Origin of the sequence: Streptomyces sp. NBC_01549 (assembly GCF_026339955.1) — a bacterium.
Taxonomy (GTDB): domain Bacteria; phylum Actinomycetota; class Actinomycetes; order Streptomycetales; family Streptomycetaceae; genus Streptomyces.
This window is the reverse complement of record NZ_JAPEPW010000001.1, coordinates 6,243,508-6,262,508: the sequence shown is the minus strand read 5'-3', so window position 1 is coordinate 6,262,508 and position 19,001 is coordinate 6,243,508. Positions and strand designations below refer to the sequence as shown.

Genomic DNA, 19,001 nt, shown 5'->3' with positions numbered 1-19,001 from the left:
CGGTCGTCGGGCACTGCAGGCCTCCCTGGGGGTACGGCGGTTGACGTCCCCCGGAGGGGTGCGGCCCCCGGGGCGCCAGTTGACGGTACGTCAGATAGCGGCCCGGGGCCAGACGGCGGCGCCCCGGACCGACCCCCCGTAGGGGCCCGCAGCGAACCCACGCACGATTTCGCGAGCGGGTGACCTGCCCGCTCGCCTGCGCGTTTCCCCGGTATGACCCCCACCTTTGCGGCGACCGAGCGACGCCGTCGGATCTTCGTCCCCGCTCCGGCGGAATCCGTGCGGCCCGCCAGCGCCGCGCCGCCGGCCCAGGATCCCCCCATCTACCGCGCGCTGATCCGCACCTGGGCCGAGCGCGGCCGCACACTGCCGGGGCGCCACGACCCGGAGTGGATCCGGCTGACCGCGCCACCGGTCCTGTACGGCTACGGGCAGTTCAGTGTGACTCCGGCCCCGCGAGGTGACGGGCGATGACGATCCGCTGGATCTGATTGGTGCCCTCGACGATCTGCAGCACCTTGGCCTCGCGCATATAGCGCTCGACCGGGAAGTCCGCGGTGCAGCCGTATCCGCCGAGCACCTGGACGGCGTCCGTGGTGACCTTCATCGCCGTGTCCGTGCACAGGAGCTTCGCCATGGCGGCCTGCTTGGCGAAGGGCCGCCCCGCGTCGCGCAGCCGTGCCGCGGCCAGATAGAGCGCCCGGCCCGCCTCTATCTGCGTCGCCATGTCCGCGAGCATGAAACGCAGGCCCTGGTAGTCGGAGATCGGCCGGCCGAACTGCTCGCGCCCTGTCGCGTACGCGACAGCCTCGTCGAGGGCCGCCTGGGCGACGCCTATGGCGCAGGCCGCGATGCCGAGCCGTCCGGAGTCGAGCGCGGCGAGGGCGATCGCGAAGCCCTGCCCTTCGTCGCCGATGCGTCGGCCGTCGGGCACGCGCACGCCGTCGAAGTGGACCTGCGCGGTGGGCGAGCCCTTCATGCCCATCTTCTTCTCGGGCGGGGCGGCGCTCAGTCCCTCGGCGTCGCCGGGCACCAGGAACGCGGTGATGCCGCGCGGGCCCTCGCCGCCGCTGCGGGCCAGCACGGTGTAGAAGTCGGCGATGCCGCCGTGCGTGATCCAGGCCTTGGTGCCCGTGATCGCCCACTCTCCCCCGCTTCCGGTTCCTGCCCCACTTCCGGCTTCGCCCGAGCGGGCGGCACCGCCGCCTTCCCGGACCGCCTTCGTCCGCAGGGAGGCGGCGTCCGAACCGGAGGACGGCTCGGAGAGGCAGTAGGCGCCCAGGAGACCGCCGCCGAGCATCGCGGGCAGGTGCTCGGCCCGCTGTTCCTTGGTGCCGTAGTTCGCCAGGGCGTGGCAGGAGAGGGAGTGCACGCTGACACCGAGGCCGACGGTGAGGCGGGCCATGGCGAGCTCTTCGAGGACCTGGAGATAGACCTCGTACGGCTGGTCGCCGCCGCCGTACTCGGAGTCGTACGGCAGTGCGAGCAGTCCGGATGCGGAGAGCAGTCCGAAGATCTCGCGCGGGAAGCGCCCGGCGTCCTCCTCCTCGGCCGCTTTCGGTGCGATCTCGCGCTGTGCGATGTCGCGGACGAGCGAGATCAGATCCCGGGCCTCGTCCGTGGGCAGTTGACGGTCCACCTGCTGCGGGGCGCGGTCGGGCATGGCGACGCTCTCCTCCCTGTAGGGCGCGTCGGCGCACGCACGCCGGGGGTGGGGCTGCGTCGCCGGGTCTCACGGCCCAGCCGATACGGCCGTTCCTGGGTGGAGAACGACCTGGTCAGCGGCTCTGGCGCTGTGAGTATGCCCGTTCAAAGGCACCGAGTCACCAGTCGACGACCGCTTACCGAAAGAAAGGGGAACCGCCCCGATCACCCCGCCCAATTGGTCCGAACCATTGACGCACTGGTCTAGTCCTCCTACTGTTCCGTCAACGCCTCTCCGCGTTCATGCGAAACAGCACGCGCAGGTCCCAGCATGCCTCCCCCACGCTCCCCTCCCCCACGAGGAGAACCGATGCTCCGACCGCACCGCCCCCGCTCCCGCTTCCCAGCGCTCCTGTCCGCCGCCTGTTGCGCCGCCCTCGGCGCCACGCTGCTCGCCGGCGCGGGCACGGCCACCGCGACCCCGTCGACCCAGGAAGCCGCCGGTTCAAAGGTCGTCGGCTACTTCACGGAATGGGGCGTCTACGACCGGAACTACCACGTCAAGAACGTCGAGACGTCCGGCTCGGCCGCCAAGCTCACCCACATCAACTACGCCTTCGGCAATGTCACCGGCGGCAAGTGCGCCATGGGCGACGCCTACGCGGCGACCGACAAGGCGTACACCGCCGACCAGTCGGTGGACGGTGTCGCCGACACCTGGGACCAGCCCCTGCGCGGCAACTTCAACCAGCTGCGCAAGCTGAAGAAGAAGCACCCGAACCTCAAGGTTCTCTGGTCCTTCGGCGGTTGGACCTGGTCGAGCGGTTTCGGCGAGGCCGCCAAGAACCCGGCCGCGTTCGCGCAGTCCTGCTACGACCTCGTCGAGAACTCCAAGTGGGCGGACGTCTTCGACGGCATCGACATCGACTGGGAGTACCCGAACGCCTGTGGCAACACCTGCGACACCAGCGGCAGCGCGGCCTTCAAGAACGTGATGGCGGCGCTGCGGGCGAAGTTCGGCTCCGGCAACCTGGTCACCGCGGCGATCACGGCCGACGCCACCGCAGGCGGCAAGATCGACGCGGCGGACTACGCGGGCGCGGCGCAGTACGTCGACTGGTACAACCCGATGACCTACGACTTCTTCGGCGCCTGGGACGCGGCCGGCCCCACGGCCCCGCACTCTCCGCTGAACTCGTACACCGGCATTCCGAAGGCGGGCTACTACACCTCCGCCACCATCGCGAAGCTCAAGGGCCTGGGCATCCCGGCCTCGAAGCTGCTCCTGGGCATCGGCTTCTACGGGCGCGGCTGGACCGGCGTCACCCAGGCGGCTCCCGGCGGCACCGCCACCGGGCCGGCGGCGGGAACGTACGAGCAGGGCATCGACGACTACAAGGTGCTGAAGACGAAGTGCCCGGCGACGGGCACGGTCGCCGGGACGGCGTACGCCAAGTGCGGCACCAACTGGTGGAGTTACGACACCCCGTCGACCATCGCGGGGAAGATGACGTACAAGAGCCAGCAGGGCCTGGGCGGCACCTTCTTCTGGGAGCTCAGCGGTGACACCTCGAACGGGGAGCTGATCAAGGCGATCAACTAGCCGGTGTCGTACGTGAGTCGGGGCGGGGGCCCGATCGCCCCCGCCCCTCGCTCAGGTCTCGCGGCGGGCCGGCTGCGGAGCCCGGTAGGAGGGGTCGAGCTCCTCGACCGCGCGCATCGCGCCGCCCAGCATCTTCACCAGCAGCTCGCGCACCGTGTCGCGCGGCAGGGCCGGGTGGCCGATCCAGTCGAGGGTCGCGCCCTCGACGCTGTAGAGCCAGCCGAGCAGCGCCATCCGGGGCAGCGGAGCGATCTTGCGCCTGCCGTACGCCCCTTCGGCGATGGTCTCGACGATGACCTCGCGCACGCCCTCGCGGATGGCCTGCACCTCGGTGTCGAAGCCGACCCCGCCGGTGATGATCGTGCGGTACGCGGCCTGGTTGTGCTCGGCGTAGCGCAGATAGCCGTCGATGGCACGGTGCACCCGCTCGGCCGGGGGCAGTTCGAGGCCGCTCGCCGCCCGGGAGATCAGGTCCGCGACCGAGTCCTCGACGATGGCGAGGTAATAGCCGCGCTTGGACTTGAAGTAGTAGTAGATCAGCCCTTTGGCGACATGCGCCTGGCGGGCGATGTCATCCATCGACAGCGCGTCGTAGGACGTGTCGGCGAACAACTTCCGCCCGATGGCGATGAGTTCGGCGCGGCGCGCCAGTGAGCGATCGGTGCCGCGCGCCCGGGGGCGGTCGGCGGCGCGCTGTTGACTATGATTCAATTCCGGCCCTAGTCTCCGACTGCCAGCGGGACGTTGGCAGTATGGCAGACCGGTACCAAGCACTCGTTCGACTCTGATCGACTGGGCGCGGTCTTGGGGAGAACTGTCTACTCCGAAATCGGTTCACCCGCACGCCCGCCGGTTCAGTTCACAGCAGGCCGAGCTGAGTGACGAGCATCGCGAGGACCACGACGAAGGTCCAGCCTGCGACGTGTTCGAGGATCTTGGGACCGTCGTCCTTCGGACCGCCGGTGCGGGCGCGGAGACGGGTTGCGGTGGCGGAGCTCGCGGTCATGGTTTCTCACTGACGTAGTGGTGCGGTGGCATCCCCCGCCTCACGCCGGCTCCCCACCGACCCCACCACCTTGCCACCGGAACGGGTTTCGGCGGTAGAGACCTTGGTCACCCCGGGCACCTCGCACACCTCGACGGGACACACCGGACACTTCGACCACCTTCGAATACCTCGCTTTTCGGCAACGATGCACCTGGGGTTGTCGGCTGTTCGCCGGGGAGCGTGCATGAGGGCGGTTTAGCTCGATCGTGTGATGGTCGACTTCCGGGCTTGCGGCGTCCTGGGCCGTCCGGGTTAACGTGATCGTGTGATCTGGGACGCCGGGTACGGCGCCAGCGTGCGGGGCCCCTGCTCCACCGGAGTGATGGTTCAGAGCCTCCCCCGTCGCCTCTGGCCGTACCCATGTGGCCAGGTCGCGAAGGGAACCGACCTCCCGGGCCCGGACCACGCACAGGATGCGTGTCGCCGCCCCGGGGTCGAGTACGCCGGGGACCAGTACGCCCAAGACCGTTCGGGGCGTGCGGCTGAGCAGACTCACTCCTGCTCAGTCCAGAGGAACGGTGTGGGTCTCCTCACAGGACAGCGCCGCGCCCTTCCCGGGTGCGCCGGGTCTCGGCGACCCGATCCGCCGAGTACCGCGGAAAGATCGCCGGCACCCAGGACCCGGTGCAGGGCTGAGGGACCATGACCGAGGGACCAGGGGGCGGCACGCCGGGGGTCGCCCCCCTCACTCAGCGGACCCCGACCGCCTCGAGCGCCTCGCGCTGCCGCGCCGAAGGACTCGCCGGGAAGTACAGATAGCAGACCCCGCCCGTACCGGAGACAACGCTCCCGGAGGCGTTGTATCTCTTGGTACGGAGCCAGATGTTCTCCCACTCGCGCCGCTTGTAGACCCGGCGCACGGCGTCGTCGCCCGGCGAGGCGGGGTCATTGGCGATCACATCGCCGGCCGCGGTGAATCCGATGACGGTCATGAGGTGGCCCGATGTCCCGTAACCCGCCCCCGTCAGCTCGGACTTCAGGAACGACTGGGACGTTATGGCCGGGATGTCGGCGGCGATCAGTGTCTCCAGGTCGGTGAGCGAACCGAGCCTGGTCACCACGCCCTGGAGGTCCTTGTACGTCGCCGCGTACGCCGCGTTGAAGGGCCAGTTGCCGCAGCCGCCGTACTGGTAGTCGTAGGTGAAGCGGGCCGCGTGGCAGACCTGCGGGTCGGTGAAGGCCGGGTTGACCCAGGCGAGTTGCTGCGCGGTGGGTTTGCGCCCCCAGTGCTCGATGATCATCTGCGAGGAGGTGGGGCTGCACCAGGCCTCGCCGCCGTTGTCGTACTCGGGGTACTGGCCCGCGTGGATCTCCTGGGAGTAGCGCGGGACCGTCAGCTCCTTCGCGAGCCGGGGGGTGGAGGCCGGGACGGTGAAGCGGTCGGGGATGTCGGAGCCCATCGCGCCGAGCCGCCATACGGTGGGCGTCAGCCCGGAGCCCGGGCTGCGGTACAGGGTCAGACGGAGCCGGTACGAGGCGAGGCGCAGGCCCGAGGCCGCGTCGTCGATCGAGAAGGTGTCCGTCCAGATACTGCTCTTGCCGTCCTTCTGGCCGTCCACGGAGGTCCGCTTGATGTCCTGGTCACCGGCCGCCCAGCGGCCCATCACGTACCAGGGGGTGGCGGTGCCGTCGGAGTACGTGCCCGTGAGCTCGACCTGGAGCCAGGTGCCCGCCGGGGTGTGCGCGTTCCAGGAGGCGATGGCCTCGGTGGCGGGGACGGCGAGCCGGTGGACCGGAGAGGTCCAGGTCGCGTACTCCCAGGTCGCGGTCTTTCCGGTGTGCGGGTCCGTGTAGTGCGCGGTGCCCGCCGGGGTCGCGATCACCAGGCCGGGACGGGCGGCCGCGAGGACCTGCGTGCCCTTCCCGGTGCCGGTCCGCCAGTCGGCGTCCGAGACCCAGGCCCGGTTGTCCACGGGGGCCGAACCCACGTGCCCGTGCGCCGCCCTGGCCGGGGTGGCCGCGACCGCGGTACCCGCGGTACCGGTCGCCGCCGCGGCGAACGCCACGGCCAGGAGGGCTCTGCGGGACGGTTCTGAAGCTCTGGTCATGGGTGGGAGACCCCCAGTTGGTCCGGAAGCGGCGGTTCCCCACTATGGACGGTGGACGGCGGCTCCTGCCAGCACCTCGGCCTGTGCCGCGCCCATCAATATTGGTCGGGACCACTGGCATGACCTGCGGCGCCTCGGTTTCGGCGGGGCCGCGCCGACCGCCACTAGAGTGTTCCCCGTACAGGGGTGCGTGTGCCCGCAGGGTGGATGTGCCCGCAGCTCACCGCACCTCGGGAACCGACATTCACGACCTCGCCGCGCGCCTGCGTGCGCTGCCGCCGTCCTGCGGACCTGTCCGTCTGATCGGCGTCGACGGGCACGCCGGCTCGGGGAAGACCACGTTCGCCGGGCGGCTGGCCGCGGCACTGGGCGACGCGCCCGTCCTGCACCTCGACGACATCGCGACACACGAGCAGCTGTTCGCCTGGACCGAACGGCTGCTGCGCCAGGTGGTCGAACCGCTGAGCAGGAGCGAAACGGCGCGCTACGCCCCCTACGACTGGACCGCCCGCACCTTCGGTCCGGTCCGCGAACTGCCGCCCGCGCCCGTGATCCTGCTGGAGGGGGTCGGCGCCGGCCGCCGGGCGCTGCGCCCGTATCTCGCGCGGCTGCTGTGGATGGAACTGGCGTACGACGAGGCCTGGACACGTGGGCGGCGGCGGGACGGCGAGGAGCAGAGCGCGTTCTGGGCCGGATGGGTCGCCGCCGAGCGTCGGCATTTCGTCGAGGATCCCTCAAGGCCCTTTGCCGATCTTCTGGTGCGGCAGTGTCCTGAGGGATACGAGGTGTTTTCGGGACCCACTGAGACCGCTGGACCAGACCAGCCACTCACTCACGGTGACGGATCATCCGCAATGTGCTGAACTTGTGAAGACCCCCGCCGGGGAAGTTCCCTCAGTGCCTCAACTCGGCTTGACCCGGGGGCCGTACAGGACTTACGTTCTGAATGTGCGGCCTTTTGAAGCCGCCCGCAGTCGCGAAGCCCCCGGTTGTTCCCCCGTGATCGGGGGCTTCGTTCTGCCCACATCCTTTCATTTCGGGCGCTCCGCGCCGCGATTCGCTCACCCTCGGTCACCGAGTCGAGTGCGCCCCGTCTGCTCCCATCCTCGTGGAACGGGGTGTGCGGCACCCTTCGGCAGGCCCATGAACCGCAGGTACGATGCCTCTCGGTGCGACCTTCGGACGGCTGCCTTGCGCACCGATGCAACTCCCGTCCGCGGCACAGGGGTTCGACCAAAGCTGCCGACGGGCACCGGCCCGTTCGGAGAACCATCGGGGGCACGGTTTGTGGGGGACGTGATGGACTTCGGCATGCAGGGCCGGGAGGCCCCGGCCGACCTCGCCTGGATGCGAGGTGTGGACGCCTACACGATGGGCGCCTATCCGCAGGCGGAGGAGGAGTTCCGCACCGCGGTCCGGATGGACCCGGGCATGGCGGACGGCTGGCTCGGACTGCACGCGCTGCGGGTGGACACGACGACCGCGCTGCTGCGGATGTTCCGGCACCGGGACCGCTTCGGTGAGCAGCGCTCGCGGCACCGGCGCACGCTCAACTCCTGGTACTGGCTGGGCTGGTGGGTGCAGCCGGTACTGGAGAGCCCGCGCGATCTGCTGCTCGCGCACGCCTCGCACTGGCTGGACGGCCGCCATGTGCCCGAGCTGGACCGGGCGCTCGCGGGACTGCCGCCGGTCGACGCCGATCATCAGGTGCGGTTTCTGCACGCCTGCCGGGCCTATCTGGTCAAGGACTGGGAGCAGCTGGTCCGGCACACGGATCCGCTGATCGACGACCCCATGCTGGGCATAGAGGCCGGCCTCTTCGGCGGCATGGCCCGGGTCCGCCTGGAGATGTTCGGCCAGGCGGAGCCGCTCCTGTTCTCCGCGTTGATGCGCTGCCGCAGTGAGCAGCCGCAGCGCAAGGAGCTGCGGTACTGGCTCGCGCGGGCCCACGAGGGCACCGGGCGGTCGGCGGCCGCGCTGCCCCTCTACCGGGCGGTGCACCGCGTCGACCCCGCCTTCATGGACACCTCGGCCCGGTTGGCCGCGATCTCCGAGGGCGACGGGTACGACGATGCCGCCGCCGACCTCGCGGCGATCACGCTGGCCGGGGTCGGGCAGGACGTCATGGAAGGCCCCGACGGCATCGATCCCCTGTTCGGCGGCGAGGGCCGCGACCTGAAGCTCTCGGAGCCCGATCCCCTTCCGCCGGGCGCGTTGCCGCCGGAGACCGACGTGGTGCGCGAGAAGGCCGTGGTGCCGGTGCAGCCGCTGCCGGCCGGGCCGACCGACCCCGCCTTACTCGAGGAGGCGCTCGCCGAACTGGAGCGCATGGTCGGGCTCGAGCCGGTGAAGCGTCAGGTCAAGGCGTTGTCGGCGCAGCTGAACATGGCGCGGCTGCGGGCCGGACAGGGCCTGCCGGTGCAGCCGCCGAAGCGCCACTTCGTCTTCTCCGGCCCCTCGGGCACCGGCAAGACCACCGTGGCTCGCATTCTCGGACGGGTCTTCTACGCGCTCGGGCTGCTCGGCGGTGACCACCTCGTGGAGGCGCAGCGGGCGGACCTGGTCGGCGAATACCTGGGCCAGACCGCCGTCAAGGCCAACGAACTGATCGACTCGGCGATCGGCGGGGTCCTCTTCGTGGACGAGGCGTACGCGCTGTCGAACTCGGGCTACGGCAAGGGGGACGCGTACGGGGACGAGGCGCTGCAGGTGCTGCTGAAGCGGGCCGAGGACAACCGCGATCACCTCGTCGTCATCCTCGCCGGCTACCCGGAGGGCATGGACCGCCTGCTGGCCGCCAACCCCGGCCTCTCCTCCCGCTTCACCACCCGAGTCGACTTCCCTTCCTACCGCCCCCTGGAACTCACCTCCATCGGTGAGGTGCTCGCCGCCGAGAACGGTGACATCTGGGACGAGGAGGCGCTCGACGAGCTGCGCTCGATCGCCGGGCATGTGGTCGATCAGGGCTGGATCGACGAGCTCGGCAACGGGCGGTTCCTGCGCACCCTGTACGAGAAGAGCTGCGCGTACCGGGACCTCCGTCTCTCCGGCTACCCGAACACTCCCTCCCGCGACGACTTGTCGACACTCCGGCTGCCGGACCTCATGCAGGCGTACGGGGAGGTGTTGTCGGGGCGGGGACCGCAGGACCCTTCGGCGATGTGACCAACGGTCCTCGTCCTCGAACGCCGGACGCACCGAGGCTTTCAGGGGCGCGGGGAACTGCGCGACCAGCCCCCACCGCCCCGCGGCCGAACAACCAGGCGCAGGGGGAATCGGGGCGCAGCCCCGGTCCGGGGGTGTGGGGAGCCGCGCGAGCAGCTCCCCACACGGTGGCGTCAGGTTGCCAGGGCCTGCTCGGGGGCCTCGCTGAGGCGGGGTTCCGTGAGCGGCGTGGCCACCGCGGCAGCGTCGGCGTCCGTGTCTCGATGGGCCGGGTCGCGCACCTCGCCCACCAGGAGCTCCAGGACGTCTTCCAGCGCGACAAGACCCAGGACCTTCCCCGACGCGTCCGCGACCTGCGCGAGGTGCGTCGCGGCGCGGCGCATCACGGTCAGGGCGTCGTCCAGCGGGAGTTCGGAGCGCAGGGTGGTCATGTGCCGCCACAGGTGCTGGGGTACCGCCCGTTCGGACTCCTCCAGGTCGAGTACGTCCTTCACATGCAGATAGCCCATGAAGGCGCCGTTCTCCGCGACCACCGGGAACCGGGAGTACCCGGTGCGGGCGGTGAGCGCGACGACCTGGCCGGGGGTGACGGAGGGACCGACGGTGACCAGCGAGTCGTGGTCCAGGAGGACGTCCGTGACCGGGCGGGAGCCCAGTTCCAGGGCGTCTTCCAGGCGTTCCTGCTCCTCCGGGTCCAGCAGGCCCGCCTGGCCGGAATCCTCGACGAGCCGGTTGAGCTGCTCGCTCGTGAAGGCCGCCTCGACCTCGTCCTTGGGTTCGACCCGGAAGAGTTTCAGGATGAGGCGGGCGCAGGCGCCCAGGGCGACGGTGACGGGACGGCACAGGCGCGCGAAGGCCACCAGGCCGGGGCTCAGCCACAGCGCCGTCTTCTCGGGCGCGGCCATCGCCAGGTTCTTCGGCACCATCTCGCCGATGACGAGGTGGAAGAAGACGACGAGGGCGAGTGCGATGACGTATCCGAGGGGGTGGATCACCCCTTCGGGGAGGTGGACCGCCTCGAAGACGGGCTCCAGCAGGTGGGCGACGGTCGGTTCGGCCACCGCGCCGAGCGTCAACGAGCAGATGGTGATGCCGAACTGGGCCGCCGCCATCATCTGCGGCAGCCGCTCCAGGCCGTAGAGGACCTGTCGGGCGCGGGCGGTGCCGAGGGGTTCGATCTGGCTGCGGCGGACGGAGACGAGCGCGAACTCGGCACCGACGAAGAAGCCGTTGGCGAGCACCAGCAACACGGCGAAAAGGAGTTGGAGCACGCTCATCGGGCGGCCTCCGGCACGGCAGCCGCGTCGGCGGTCCTGACCAGCCGGACCCGTTCGGCCCGGTAGTGCCCCACTTGGCTTACGGACAGACGCCAGCCGGGCAGCTCGGCCTTGTCGCCGGGGGCCGGGATCCGGCCGAGCAGATCGGCGACGAGGCCCGCGACGGTCTCGTACGGGCCCTCGGGCACGTCAAGGCCTATGCGCTGCAGGACGTCGACCCGGCAGCTGCCGTCGGCGTCCCAGGCGGGCCGTCCGTCCTCGGGCGGCGCGGCGGCGAGCTCCGGCAGGTCCTTGGCGTCGTGTTCGTCACGGACCTCCCCGACGAGTTCCTCGACGATGTCCTCCAGGGTGACGACGCCCGCCGTACCGCCGTACTCGTCGACGACGACGGCGATCGGCTGCTGGTTGCGCAGCTGCTCGAGCAGGGGTTGCACGGGCAGCGTCTCCGGGACCAGCAGCGGGGCCTGGGCGATCCGGCCGACGGGGGTGCGCAGCCGGTCCTGGGAGGGGATTGCCAGGGCGTCCTTGAGGTGCGCCATGCCGACGATCTCGTCGATCCGATCCCGGTAGACGGGGAAGCGGGAGAGGCCGGTGGCGCGGGTGAGATTGACGACGTCCTCGGCCGTGGCGGAGGACTGGAGGGCGCTGACCCGTACCCGCGGGGTCATGACGTGCTGCGCGGTCAGGTCGGCGAGCGAGAGGGTCCGTACGAAGAGATCCGCGGTGTCCTGCTCCAGCGCGCCGGCCTGGGCCGAGTGCCGGGCCAGGGAGACGAGTTCGCCGGGGGTGCGGGCGGAGGCCAGCTCCTCGGCGGGTTCGACGCCCAGGGCCCGTACGAGCCGGTTGGCGACCGTGTTGAGCGCGGCGATCACCGGCCGGAAGAGGCGGGAGAAGACGTGCTGGGGGCCCGCGACGAAGCGGGCGACCTGCAGGGGCTTGGAGACCGCCCAGTTCTTGGGCACGAGTTCGCCGATCACCATCTGCACGGCCGCGGCGAGCAGCATGCCGACCACCACGGCGAGGCCGGACACGGCGCCCTCGGGCAGTCCGAGCGCGGTGAAGGGGCCGTGCAGCAGTTCGGCGAGCGCGGGTTCGGCGAGCATGCCGACGACGAGCGAGGTGATGGTGATGCCGAGCTGGGTGCCGGAGAGCTGGAAGGACAGCTCCTTGAGCGATTCGACGACCGTAGCGGCCCGTCGGTCGCCTTCGGCCGCCGCCTTCTCGGCGTCGGGCCGCTCGACCGTGACGAGGCCGAACTCGGCCGCCACGAAGAAGCCGTTGGCGAGGATCAGCAGGAACGCCGCCCCAAGGAGCAGCAGGGAGATGGTCATGATGCCGCCGCCTCGATATGTCGGGAGGGGGCGGCGCAGGTACTACAGGACGATCCGTCCATCGCTGGAGGGAGTCACTCCTCGGGTAGCAGGGGGCCTCTGAGTCACCGGGTGGAACACAGTGGCGGAGGCGCAACGAAAACGCCTCCGCCAACAGGTTAATCAAGACATGGGCCTGTATGGCAGGGTGGAAGGCCGAGAGTCAGCCGTGATGTTGCTCCGGGTTGCCGATGGAGCGGGCCTCGGCGAGCGCGCGCAGGGCGCGGGCGTCCTCGATCGCGCGCTTTTTGGCGATGCCCGGCTGGATGCCGAGCGCGGGCAGGCTGGTGCCGTCGCTGAGGTTCAGGAACACCCAGGGGTCGCCGGGACGCAGGTTGACCTGGAGGATCTCCGCCCAGTCCAGGTGTCGCCTGCTGGTGATGTTGACCACGGTGACGCCGGTCTCGTCGGCGACGACTTTGGGCCGGGAGAGCATCAGCAGGACGCCGAAGACCAGCGCGCCGGTGAAGACGAAGGTGAGCTGGTCCCCCGGGCTGAGCTGTTCGAGGAGCATCGCGACCGTACTTATGACGACGAAGATCGCGGCGCCCGCGGTGAGCAGCACGGCCCGGGTGCGGGACGGCCGGAAAGTGACGGGGAGCGTGGGAAGGTCGGGCATGGCTTCGGTCGGGGTCCTCAGAGACGGCAGGCGTGGATGGCCGTGGTCAGGATGGCCCGCGCGCCGAGGGCGTACAGGTCGTCCATGATCCGCTGGGCCTCCTTGGCGGGCACCATGGCGCGGACGGCGACCCAGCCCTCGTTGTGCAGGGGGGAGATGGTCGGCGACTCCAGGCCGGGCGTGAGCGCGACGGCCTTCTCCAGGTGCTCGGCGCGGCAGTCGTAGTCCATCATCACGTACGTCCGTGCGACCAGGACGCCCTGGAGACGGCGCAGGAACTGCTGCACCTTGGGCTCGGCGTCCTCGGCGGTGTCGACCCCGACGCGGCGGATGACGACGGCCTCGGACTTCATGATGGGGTCGCCGAAGACCTCGAGACCCGCGTTGCGCAGCGAGGTGCCGGTCTCGACGACGTCCGCGACGACCTCGGCGACACCGAGTTCGATCGCGGTCTCCACGGCGCCGTCGAGGTGGACGACGGAGGCGTCGATGCCGCTGTCGGCGAGGTGCTTGGCCACGATGCCCTCGTACGAGGTGGCGACCGTCATACCGCCGAGGTCCTCGATGCCCTTGGCCGTGCCGGGCTTGGTGGCGAAGCGGAACGTCGAGCGGGCGAAGCCGAGCGGGAGGATCTCCTCCGCGTTGGCGCCCGAGTCGATGAGCAGGTCGCGGCCGGTGATGCCGATGTCGAGGCGGCCGGAGGAGACGTAGATCGCGATGTCGCGGGGGCGGAGGTAGAAGAACTCGACCTCGTTGCCCGGGTCGACGATCCGCAGTTCCTTGGACTCCCGGCGCTGCTGGTAGCCGGCCTCATGCAGCATCTCCGCCGCAGGTCCTGACAGGGAACCCTTGTTGGGGACGGCGATGCGCAGCATGAGGTCGGCTTCCTTCGTTCGTGCGTACGGTACGTACGGGATTGCGGGGTTACTGCTCAGAGGTGGGCGTACACGTCGTCGAGGGAGATCCCGCGCGCCACCATCATCACCTGGACGTGGTACAGGAGCTGCGAGATCTCCTCGGCGGCGGCGTCCTTGCCCTCGTACTCGGCGGCCATCCAGACCTCGGCGGCCTCTTCGACGACCTTCTTGCCGATGGCATGGACGCCCTTGCCGACCAGCTCGGCGGTGCGTGAAGTGGTGGGGTCGCCCGTGGCGGCCTTCTGCTGGAGCTCCGTGAAGAGCTCCTCGAACGTCTTCTTGGACATGATGCTGCCCACCCTACGCGCTACCGCCCCTGCCTCAGCGCCAGGGTTCGGATACTGAGCGCAGCGTGGCCGCGGTCGCGACGGCCGCGGTCACCGCCTCGTGCCCCTTGTCCTCGTTGGAGCCCTCGATGCCCGCGCGGTCGAGGGCCTGCTCCTCGGTGTCGCAGGTCAGCACGCCGAAGCCGATGGGGACGCCGGTGTCGATGGAGACCTGGGTGAGGCCCTGGGTGACGCCCTGGCACACGTATTCGAAATGCGGGGTACCGCCGCGGATGACAACGCCGAGCGCGACGATCGCGTCGTAGCCGCGGCCCGCGAGGACCTTGGCGACGACCGGCAGCTCGAAGCTGCCGGGGACCCTGAGCAGGGTCGGCTCGTCGATCCCGAGCTCGTGCAGGGCGCGCAGCGCGCCGTTGACGAGGCCGTCCATCACCTTTTCGTGCCACTGTGCCGCGATGACCGCGACGCGCAGGTCGCCGCAGTTGCGTACGGACAGTTCAGGTGCACCCTTGCCGCTCACGTCTCTCCTCAGTGCTTTCTTGTTACTGGTTGCCGCAGGCGGACACGGTGGCCGTGTCGAGCCAGGGCAGGTCGTGACCCATCCGGTCCCGCTTGGTGCGCAGGTAGCGGAGGTTGTGCTCGCCCGCCTGTACGGGCATCGGCTCCCGGCGCGTGACCTTGAGGCCGTGCCGGACCAGCGCGTCGGTCTTGTCGGGGTTGTTGGTCAGCAGGCGCAGGCTGTGGACGCCGAGGTCCTCCAGGATCTGCGCGCTCGCGCCGTAGTCCCGGGCGTCGGCGGGCAGGCCGAGTTCCAGGTTGGCGTCGAGGGTGTCGCGGCCACGCTCCTGGAGCTCGTAGGCGCGCAGCTTGGACAACAGGCCGATGCCGCGCCCCTCGTGCCCACGCAGGTAGACCACGACGCCCCGGCCCTCGGCCTGGATGCGCTCCATGGAGGTCTGGAGCTGGGGGCCGCAGTCGCAGCGCAGCGAGTGGAAGATGTCGCCGGTCAGGCACTCGGAGTGGACACGAACGAGGACGTCCTCGCCGTCGCCGATCTCGCCGTGCACGAGGGCGACGTGCTCGACGCCGTCGACGGTGGAACGGTAGCCGTACGCCGTGAACTCACCGAAGGCGGTGGGCAGTTGGGTCTTGGCTTCGCGGCGGACCGTGGGCTCGGCGGTACGGCGGTAGGCGATCAGGTCCTCGATGGAGATGATCGTCAGGCCGTGCTTGCGGGCGAACGGGATCAGCTCGGGCAGACGGAGCATGCGTCCGTCCTCACCGGCGATCTCGACGATCGCGCCGGCCGGGCGCAGGCCCGCGAGCCGGGCGAGGTCGACGGCGGCCTCGGTGTGGCCGTTGCGGACGAGGACACCGCCGGGCTTGGCACGCAGCGGGAAGATGTGGCCGGGGCGCACGAAGTCACCCGCCTCGGCCTCGCCGCCGGCCAGCAGCCGCAGTGTGGTGGCGCGGTCGGCCGCGGAGATGCCGGTGGACACGCCGTGGACGGCGGAGGCGTCCACGGACACGGTGAACGCGGTCTTCATCGACTCGGTGTTGTTCTCCACCATCTGCGGGAGCTGGAGGCGGTCGAGTTCGTCGCCCTCCATCGGCGCGCAGATCAGTCCGCGGCACTCGCTCATCATGAACGCGATGATCTCGGGGGTCGCCTTCTCGGCGGCGATGACGAGGTCGCCCTCGTTCTCCCGGTCCTCGTCATCGACGACCACGATCGGGCGGCCCGCCGCGATGTCGGCGATGGCCTTCTCGATCGGGTCGAGCGCGAAGTCCGAAGCATCTTGATCGTGCCCGGTGCTGTACCAGACGGGTGCCATGGTCATGCGGGGGCTCCTTCCAGGACGGGCTGCCCGGCCTTGCGGGAGCGCAGCCACCAGTCGCGCATGCCCGACAGGACGAGCGCGCCGTAGACGACGTAGACGAAACCGGAGAACGCGTAGCCGTTGGCGAAGTTGAGCGGGACGCCCACCAGGTCGACCAGCAGCCAGGCGAACCAGAACTCGACCATGCCGCGGGCCTGCGCGTACATGGCGACGATCGTGCCGACGAAGATGTACGCGTCCGGCCACGGGTCCCAGGACAGGGTCGGGTACGCGTGGAACAGGCCGCTGACCGCGAGGGTGCCCACGGCCGCGGCGCCCACCATGTAGGCGCGCTCGCGCCAGGTGGCGAACCGTACGGAGATGTGACCGTCCCGACTCTCGTCCTTGCCGCGGTTCCACTGCCACCAGCCCCACAGGGCGACGACGATGACCACGACCTGCTTGCCGGCGCTTCCGGTGAGGTGCCCGACGAAGGCGCTGAAGAGGATGACGCCGGACAGGAGTTGCACGGGCCAGCTCCATATGGAGCGCAGCCAGCCGAGCGCGAGCGCGATCAGACCGATCGTGTTGCCGATCATGTCCGACCACATGATGTGCTGCCCGAGGAGCGTGAACGCCTCGGAGTTCAGCCAGTTCACTGCCCGCTCCCCTGGGTGTCGGGCAGCGCGACCGGCTGCTCGCCACGGGCACCGAGCAGTCGCTCGACGTACTTGGCGATGACGTCCACCTCGAGGTTGACCGGGTCGCCGGACTGCTTGTGGCCGAGCGTGGTCAGGTCGAGGGTGGTGGGGATGAGGCTGACGGTGAAGAAGTCGGGGCCCGCGTCGACCACCGTCAGGCTGATGCCGTCGACGGTGATGGAGCCCTTCTCGACCACGTAACGGGAGAGGTCCGCCGGGAGCGAGATCTTCACGATCTCCCAGTTCTCGGACGGCTTGCGCTCGATGACCGTGCCCGTGCCGTCGACGTGGCCCTGGACGATGTGCCCGCCGAGACGCTCGCCCACGGCCATCGGGCGTTCCAGGTTGACGCGGGAGCCGACGGTCAGGGCGCCGAGGCTGGAGCGGTCCAGGGTTTCGGCCATGACGTCGGCGGTGAATTCGTCGCCTTCGTGTTCGACGACCGTCAGACAGACGCCGTTCACGGCGATGGAGTCGCCATGCTGCGCGCCCCGCGTGACGACGGGGCCACGCAGACGGAAACGGGAGGCGTCGTCGAGCATCTCGACGGCGGTGACCTCACCCAGCTCTTCGACGATTCCGGTGAACACTTCCCGGGTCCTCCTGCCTCATAGGGCACGGACTCCGGGGCCTGTCGATGACGACAGAATGAGCGGACCGCGACACCGGCAGCGAGCCGCATGGGGCGACATATCCCGAAGGACACGTCGAAACAAACGGCAGCGCGCACGAATGCCCGCCCGCCGCGCACTGCCTCCCATCCGGACTTTAACCGTCGGTCCAGGAATTTCACCTGGTCAACCGGCCGCTGGAAGCGACCGGGTCGCGGACTATAACCGCCGGTTCGGACTTTCACCGACCCCGGAGTGCGCTGCTTCTGGTACAGCATCAGTGTGCCACGCCTGATCCACGTCCATGCGCGTGAACCTCTGTGGGGTGCCTCACAGGCCGTCCGGATGGACTTCCACGACGAATCGCGAGAGGTCAACTACCGCGAGGCCGCTCACGCTTGACACGCTCGACCTATTGGTCCATACCCATTGACCACTCTGGTCTAGTCCTCTTAGGGTTCCATGATCAATGGTTTGTCGAAGCCGAGGCGTAGCACTCGCCCCTTGAGCGACCCGGTGGCGGTGACGGAGGCCCTTGCCCCGCCGCCGGGTCTCACCTTCCGAGGGGTCGCCCGAGTGGAATCACCGGGGGCGCGGCGCGAAAAGGTCGTCCTGGGCTGATTCCCGGGCGGTCAGGAGAGCTCCGCGGAGCACCGCACCGCCGCCCAGCGTGCTCGCACGCACCTCGACCGGCAGCGGGGACATCCGGACGAGTCGCTCGCCGACCCGCGCGGCCAGCACCTCCCCGCCCGCCTGCCCCACCTCCCCGCCGAGCACCACGCATCCGGGGTCGAGGACGGCCACGACGGACGCGGCGCCGACGGCGAGGCGGTCGGCGAGGGCGGAGAGGAAGCGGTCGGCTCCGGAGGAAGAGGAAGAGGAAGAGGAGGCCGAGGCCGAGGACGAGGGTGAGGACGAGGGCGAGGAAAGGGCCGCCACCGCCTGCCGCACCAGCGCCGCCGCCTGCGGTTCGCCGGACGACGTCGGCGCCGCCACCAGCCCGTACCCGGACGCGAGTTCCGCGATCGCGGCGGACCCCGCCAGGGAGTGGAATCCCCCCTCACAGTCCGTCGCCGAGGGCAGCGTCGATGTGCCCGGTACCGGCAGGAAGCCGATCTCACCGGTGCCGCCGGACGCACCACGGCGGAGTCTGCCGTCGAGGACGACGGCCGCACCGGTGCCGTGGCCGAGCCAGAGCAGGACGAACGTGTCGCGGTCGCGGGCGACACCGTCACGCTGTTCCGCGAGGGCGGCGAGGTTCGTCTCGTTCTCGACGATGACGCGGGCGGGCAGCCGTTCCTGGAGGGCGGCGACCAGGCGGCGGTGCCACTCGGGCAGGCCGGAGGAGTCGCGCAGTTCGCCGGTGGCGGGGTCGATGAGGCCGGGGGCTCCGACGCCGACCGTGTGCAGGCGCTCCGCCCCGGCCTCCTTGGCCGCGCGTTCGACCAGCGTGACCGCCTGCTCGACGGCGGGACCGGTGCCGGTGTCGTCCGCGATGGGCACCGACGCCCGCGCCAGTTCCCTGCCGAGGAGGTCGCAGACGACGACCGAGACGCCCTCGGTGCGGACGTCGAGGGCGGCGAGTTGGGCCCGGTCGGCGACGATCCCGTACAGACGGGCGTTGGGGCCGCGGCGCTGCTCCCCGGACTCCCCCACCACGTCGATCAGTCCGGCGGCCGTGAGGCGTTCGACGAGGTCGGCGACGGTGGGCCGGGACAGCCCCGTGAGCTGCTTCAACTGCCCTGCCGTCAGGGGGCCTTCCTGCTGGAGCAGGCGCAGGGCGACGCGGTCGTTGATGGCCCTGGCGGTGCTCGGTGATGCGGGCATGCCGGGATCCTCCCAGATCAGTCGCTCGGTCGGCGGCCAGTAAATCATCTATCTATCAGGCAGG

Annotated in this window: 18 protein-coding genes and 1 riboswitch; of the genes, 4 read left to right on the top strand and 14 right to left on the bottom strand. The window is 70.2% G+C overall.

Annotation, left to right across the window (positions count from 1 at the left end; all coding sequences use genetic code 11):
* Positions 1 to 213: 213 nt before the first annotated feature.
* On the top strand, positions 214 to 474 hold the full coding sequence (locus OG819_RS28000) for a hypothetical protein (RefSeq protein ID WP_266416527.1): 261 nt from the start codon (positions 214 to 216) through the stop codon (positions 472 to 474).
* Here OG819_RS28000 and OG819_RS27995 read toward each other — a convergent pair.
* Positions 437 to 1,663 (bottom strand): acyl-CoA dehydrogenase family protein, encoded by a 1,227-nt coding sequence (locus tag OG819_RS27995; protein WP_266623031.1) that lies wholly within the window; start codon positions 1,661 to 1,663, stop codon positions 437 to 439. The genes OG819_RS28000 and OG819_RS27995 overlap by 38 nt on opposite strands.
* A gap of 351 nt (positions 1,664 to 2,014) precedes the next feature.
* On the opposite strand from OG819_RS27995, the gene OG819_RS27990 reads away from it, so the two are divergent.
* The gene (locus OG819_RS27990; RefSeq protein ID WP_266651451.1) at positions 2,015 to 3,247 is read left to right on the top strand and encodes a glycoside hydrolase family 18 protein; all 1,233 of its coding nucleotides are present in this window, start codon (positions 2,015 to 2,017) and stop codon (positions 3,245 to 3,247) included.
* A 51-nt stretch (positions 3,248 to 3,298) separates the two neighbouring features.
* On the opposite strand, the gene OG819_RS27985 is transcribed toward OG819_RS27990, so the two are convergent.
* The 3 genes from OG819_RS27985 to OG819_RS27975 form a co-directional block, all read right to left on the bottom strand.
* Positions 3,299 to 3,958 (bottom strand): TetR/AcrR family transcriptional regulator, encoded by a 660-nt coding sequence (locus OG819_RS27985; RefSeq protein WP_266651450.1) that lies wholly within the window; start codon positions 3,956 to 3,958, stop codon positions 3,299 to 3,301.
* Positions 3,959 to 4,106: 148 nt separating this feature from the next.
* The gene (locus OG819_RS27980; RefSeq protein WP_107096575.1) at positions 4,107 to 4,253 is read right to left on the bottom strand and encodes an SCO1431 family membrane protein; all 147 of its coding nucleotides are present in this window, start codon (positions 4,251 to 4,253) and stop codon (positions 4,107 to 4,109) included.
* A 731-nt stretch (positions 4,254 to 4,984) separates the two neighbouring features.
* Positions 4,985 to 6,343 (bottom strand): peptidase C39 family protein, encoded by a 1,359-nt coding sequence (locus tag OG819_RS27975; RefSeq protein WP_266623038.1) that lies wholly within the window; start codon positions 6,341 to 6,343, stop codon positions 4,985 to 4,987.
* Between the two features lie 209 nt (positions 6,344 to 6,552).
* Between OG819_RS27975 and OG819_RS27970 the strand changes: the two genes are divergently transcribed.
* Positions 6,553 to 7,206, top strand: coding sequence for a hypothetical protein (locus tag OG819_RS27970; protein WP_266651449.1), 654 nt, complete (start codon positions 6,553 to 6,555; stop codon positions 7,204 to 7,206).
* A gap of 436 nt (positions 7,207 to 7,642) precedes the next feature.
* The gene (locus OG819_RS27965; protein ID WP_266651448.1) at positions 7,643 to 9,508 is read left to right on the top strand and encodes an AAA family ATPase; all 1,866 of its coding nucleotides are present in this window, start codon (positions 7,643 to 7,645) and stop codon (positions 9,506 to 9,508) included.
* Between the two features lie 173 nt (positions 9,509 to 9,681).
* On the opposite strand, the gene OG819_RS27960 is transcribed toward OG819_RS27965, so the two are convergent.
* The 10 genes from OG819_RS27960 to OG819_RS27915 form a co-directional block, all read right to left on the bottom strand.
* On the bottom strand, positions 9,682 to 10,785 hold the full coding sequence (locus OG819_RS27960; protein WP_266623045.1) for a hemolysin family protein: 1,104 nt from the start codon (positions 10,783 to 10,785) through the stop codon (positions 9,682 to 9,684).
* Complete coding sequence (locus OG819_RS27955; RefSeq protein ID WP_266651447.1) at positions 10,782 to 12,116, bottom strand: hemolysin family protein; 1,335 nt, start codon at positions 12,114 to 12,116, stop codon at positions 10,782 to 10,784. The genes OG819_RS27960 and OG819_RS27955 overlap by 4 nt, the downstream gene beginning before the upstream one ends.
* Before the next feature lie 202 nt (positions 12,117 to 12,318).
* A complete protein-coding gene (locus OG819_RS27950) occupies positions 12,319 to 12,774 on the bottom strand; it encodes a PH domain-containing protein (RefSeq protein WP_266623047.1) in 456 nt (151 codons plus the stop codon).
* 17 nt (positions 12,775 to 12,791) lie between these two features.
* Positions 12,792 to 13,649 carry an ATP phosphoribosyltransferase gene (gene hisG, locus OG819_RS27945; protein ID WP_266623049.1) on the bottom strand — a complete coding sequence of 286 codons (858 nt, stop codon included), beginning with the start codon at positions 13,647 to 13,649 and terminating at the stop codon, positions 12,792 to 12,794.
* Between the two features lie 56 nt (positions 13,650 to 13,705).
* Complete coding sequence (locus tag OG819_RS27940; RefSeq protein WP_086764978.1) at positions 13,706 to 13,978, bottom strand: phosphoribosyl-ATP diphosphatase; 273 nt, start codon at positions 13,976 to 13,978, stop codon at positions 13,706 to 13,708.
* A 34-nt stretch (positions 13,979 to 14,012) separates the two neighbouring features.
* Positions 14,013 to 14,498 (bottom strand): 6,7-dimethyl-8-ribityllumazine synthase, encoded by a 486-nt coding sequence (gene ribH, locus OG819_RS27935; RefSeq protein WP_266581013.1) that lies wholly within the window; start codon positions 14,496 to 14,498, stop codon positions 14,013 to 14,015.
* Positions 14,499 to 14,520: 22 nt separating this feature from the next.
* A complete protein-coding gene (locus tag OG819_RS27930) occupies positions 14,521 to 15,819 on the bottom strand; it encodes a bifunctional 3,4-dihydroxy-2-butanone-4-phosphate synthase/GTP cyclohydrolase II (protein ID WP_266651446.1) in 1,299 nt (432 codons plus the stop codon).
* Entirely contained in the window at positions 15,816 to 16,457 is a 642-nt protein-coding gene (locus OG819_RS27925; RefSeq protein ID WP_266623053.1) for a nicotinamide mononucleotide transporter family protein, read from the bottom strand. Before OG819_RS27925 ends, OG819_RS27930 begins: the two co-directional genes overlap by 4 nt.
* Positions 16,454 to 17,089: a riboflavin synthase gene (locus OG819_RS27920; protein ID WP_266416490.1), complete on the bottom strand. Its 636-nt coding sequence runs from the start codon at positions 17,087 to 17,089 to the stop codon at positions 16,454 to 16,456. The genes OG819_RS27925 and OG819_RS27920 overlap by 4 nt, the downstream gene beginning before the upstream one ends.
* A gap of 153 nt (positions 17,090 to 17,242) precedes the next feature.
* Positions 17,243 to 17,373, bottom strand: a riboswitch (FMN riboswitch).
* A gap of 319 nt (positions 17,374 to 17,692) precedes the next feature.
* Entirely contained in the window at positions 17,693 to 18,937 is a 1,245-nt protein-coding gene (locus tag OG819_RS27915; protein WP_266651445.1) for an ROK family transcriptional regulator, read from the bottom strand.
* Positions 18,938 to 19,001 lie beyond the last annotated feature (64 nt).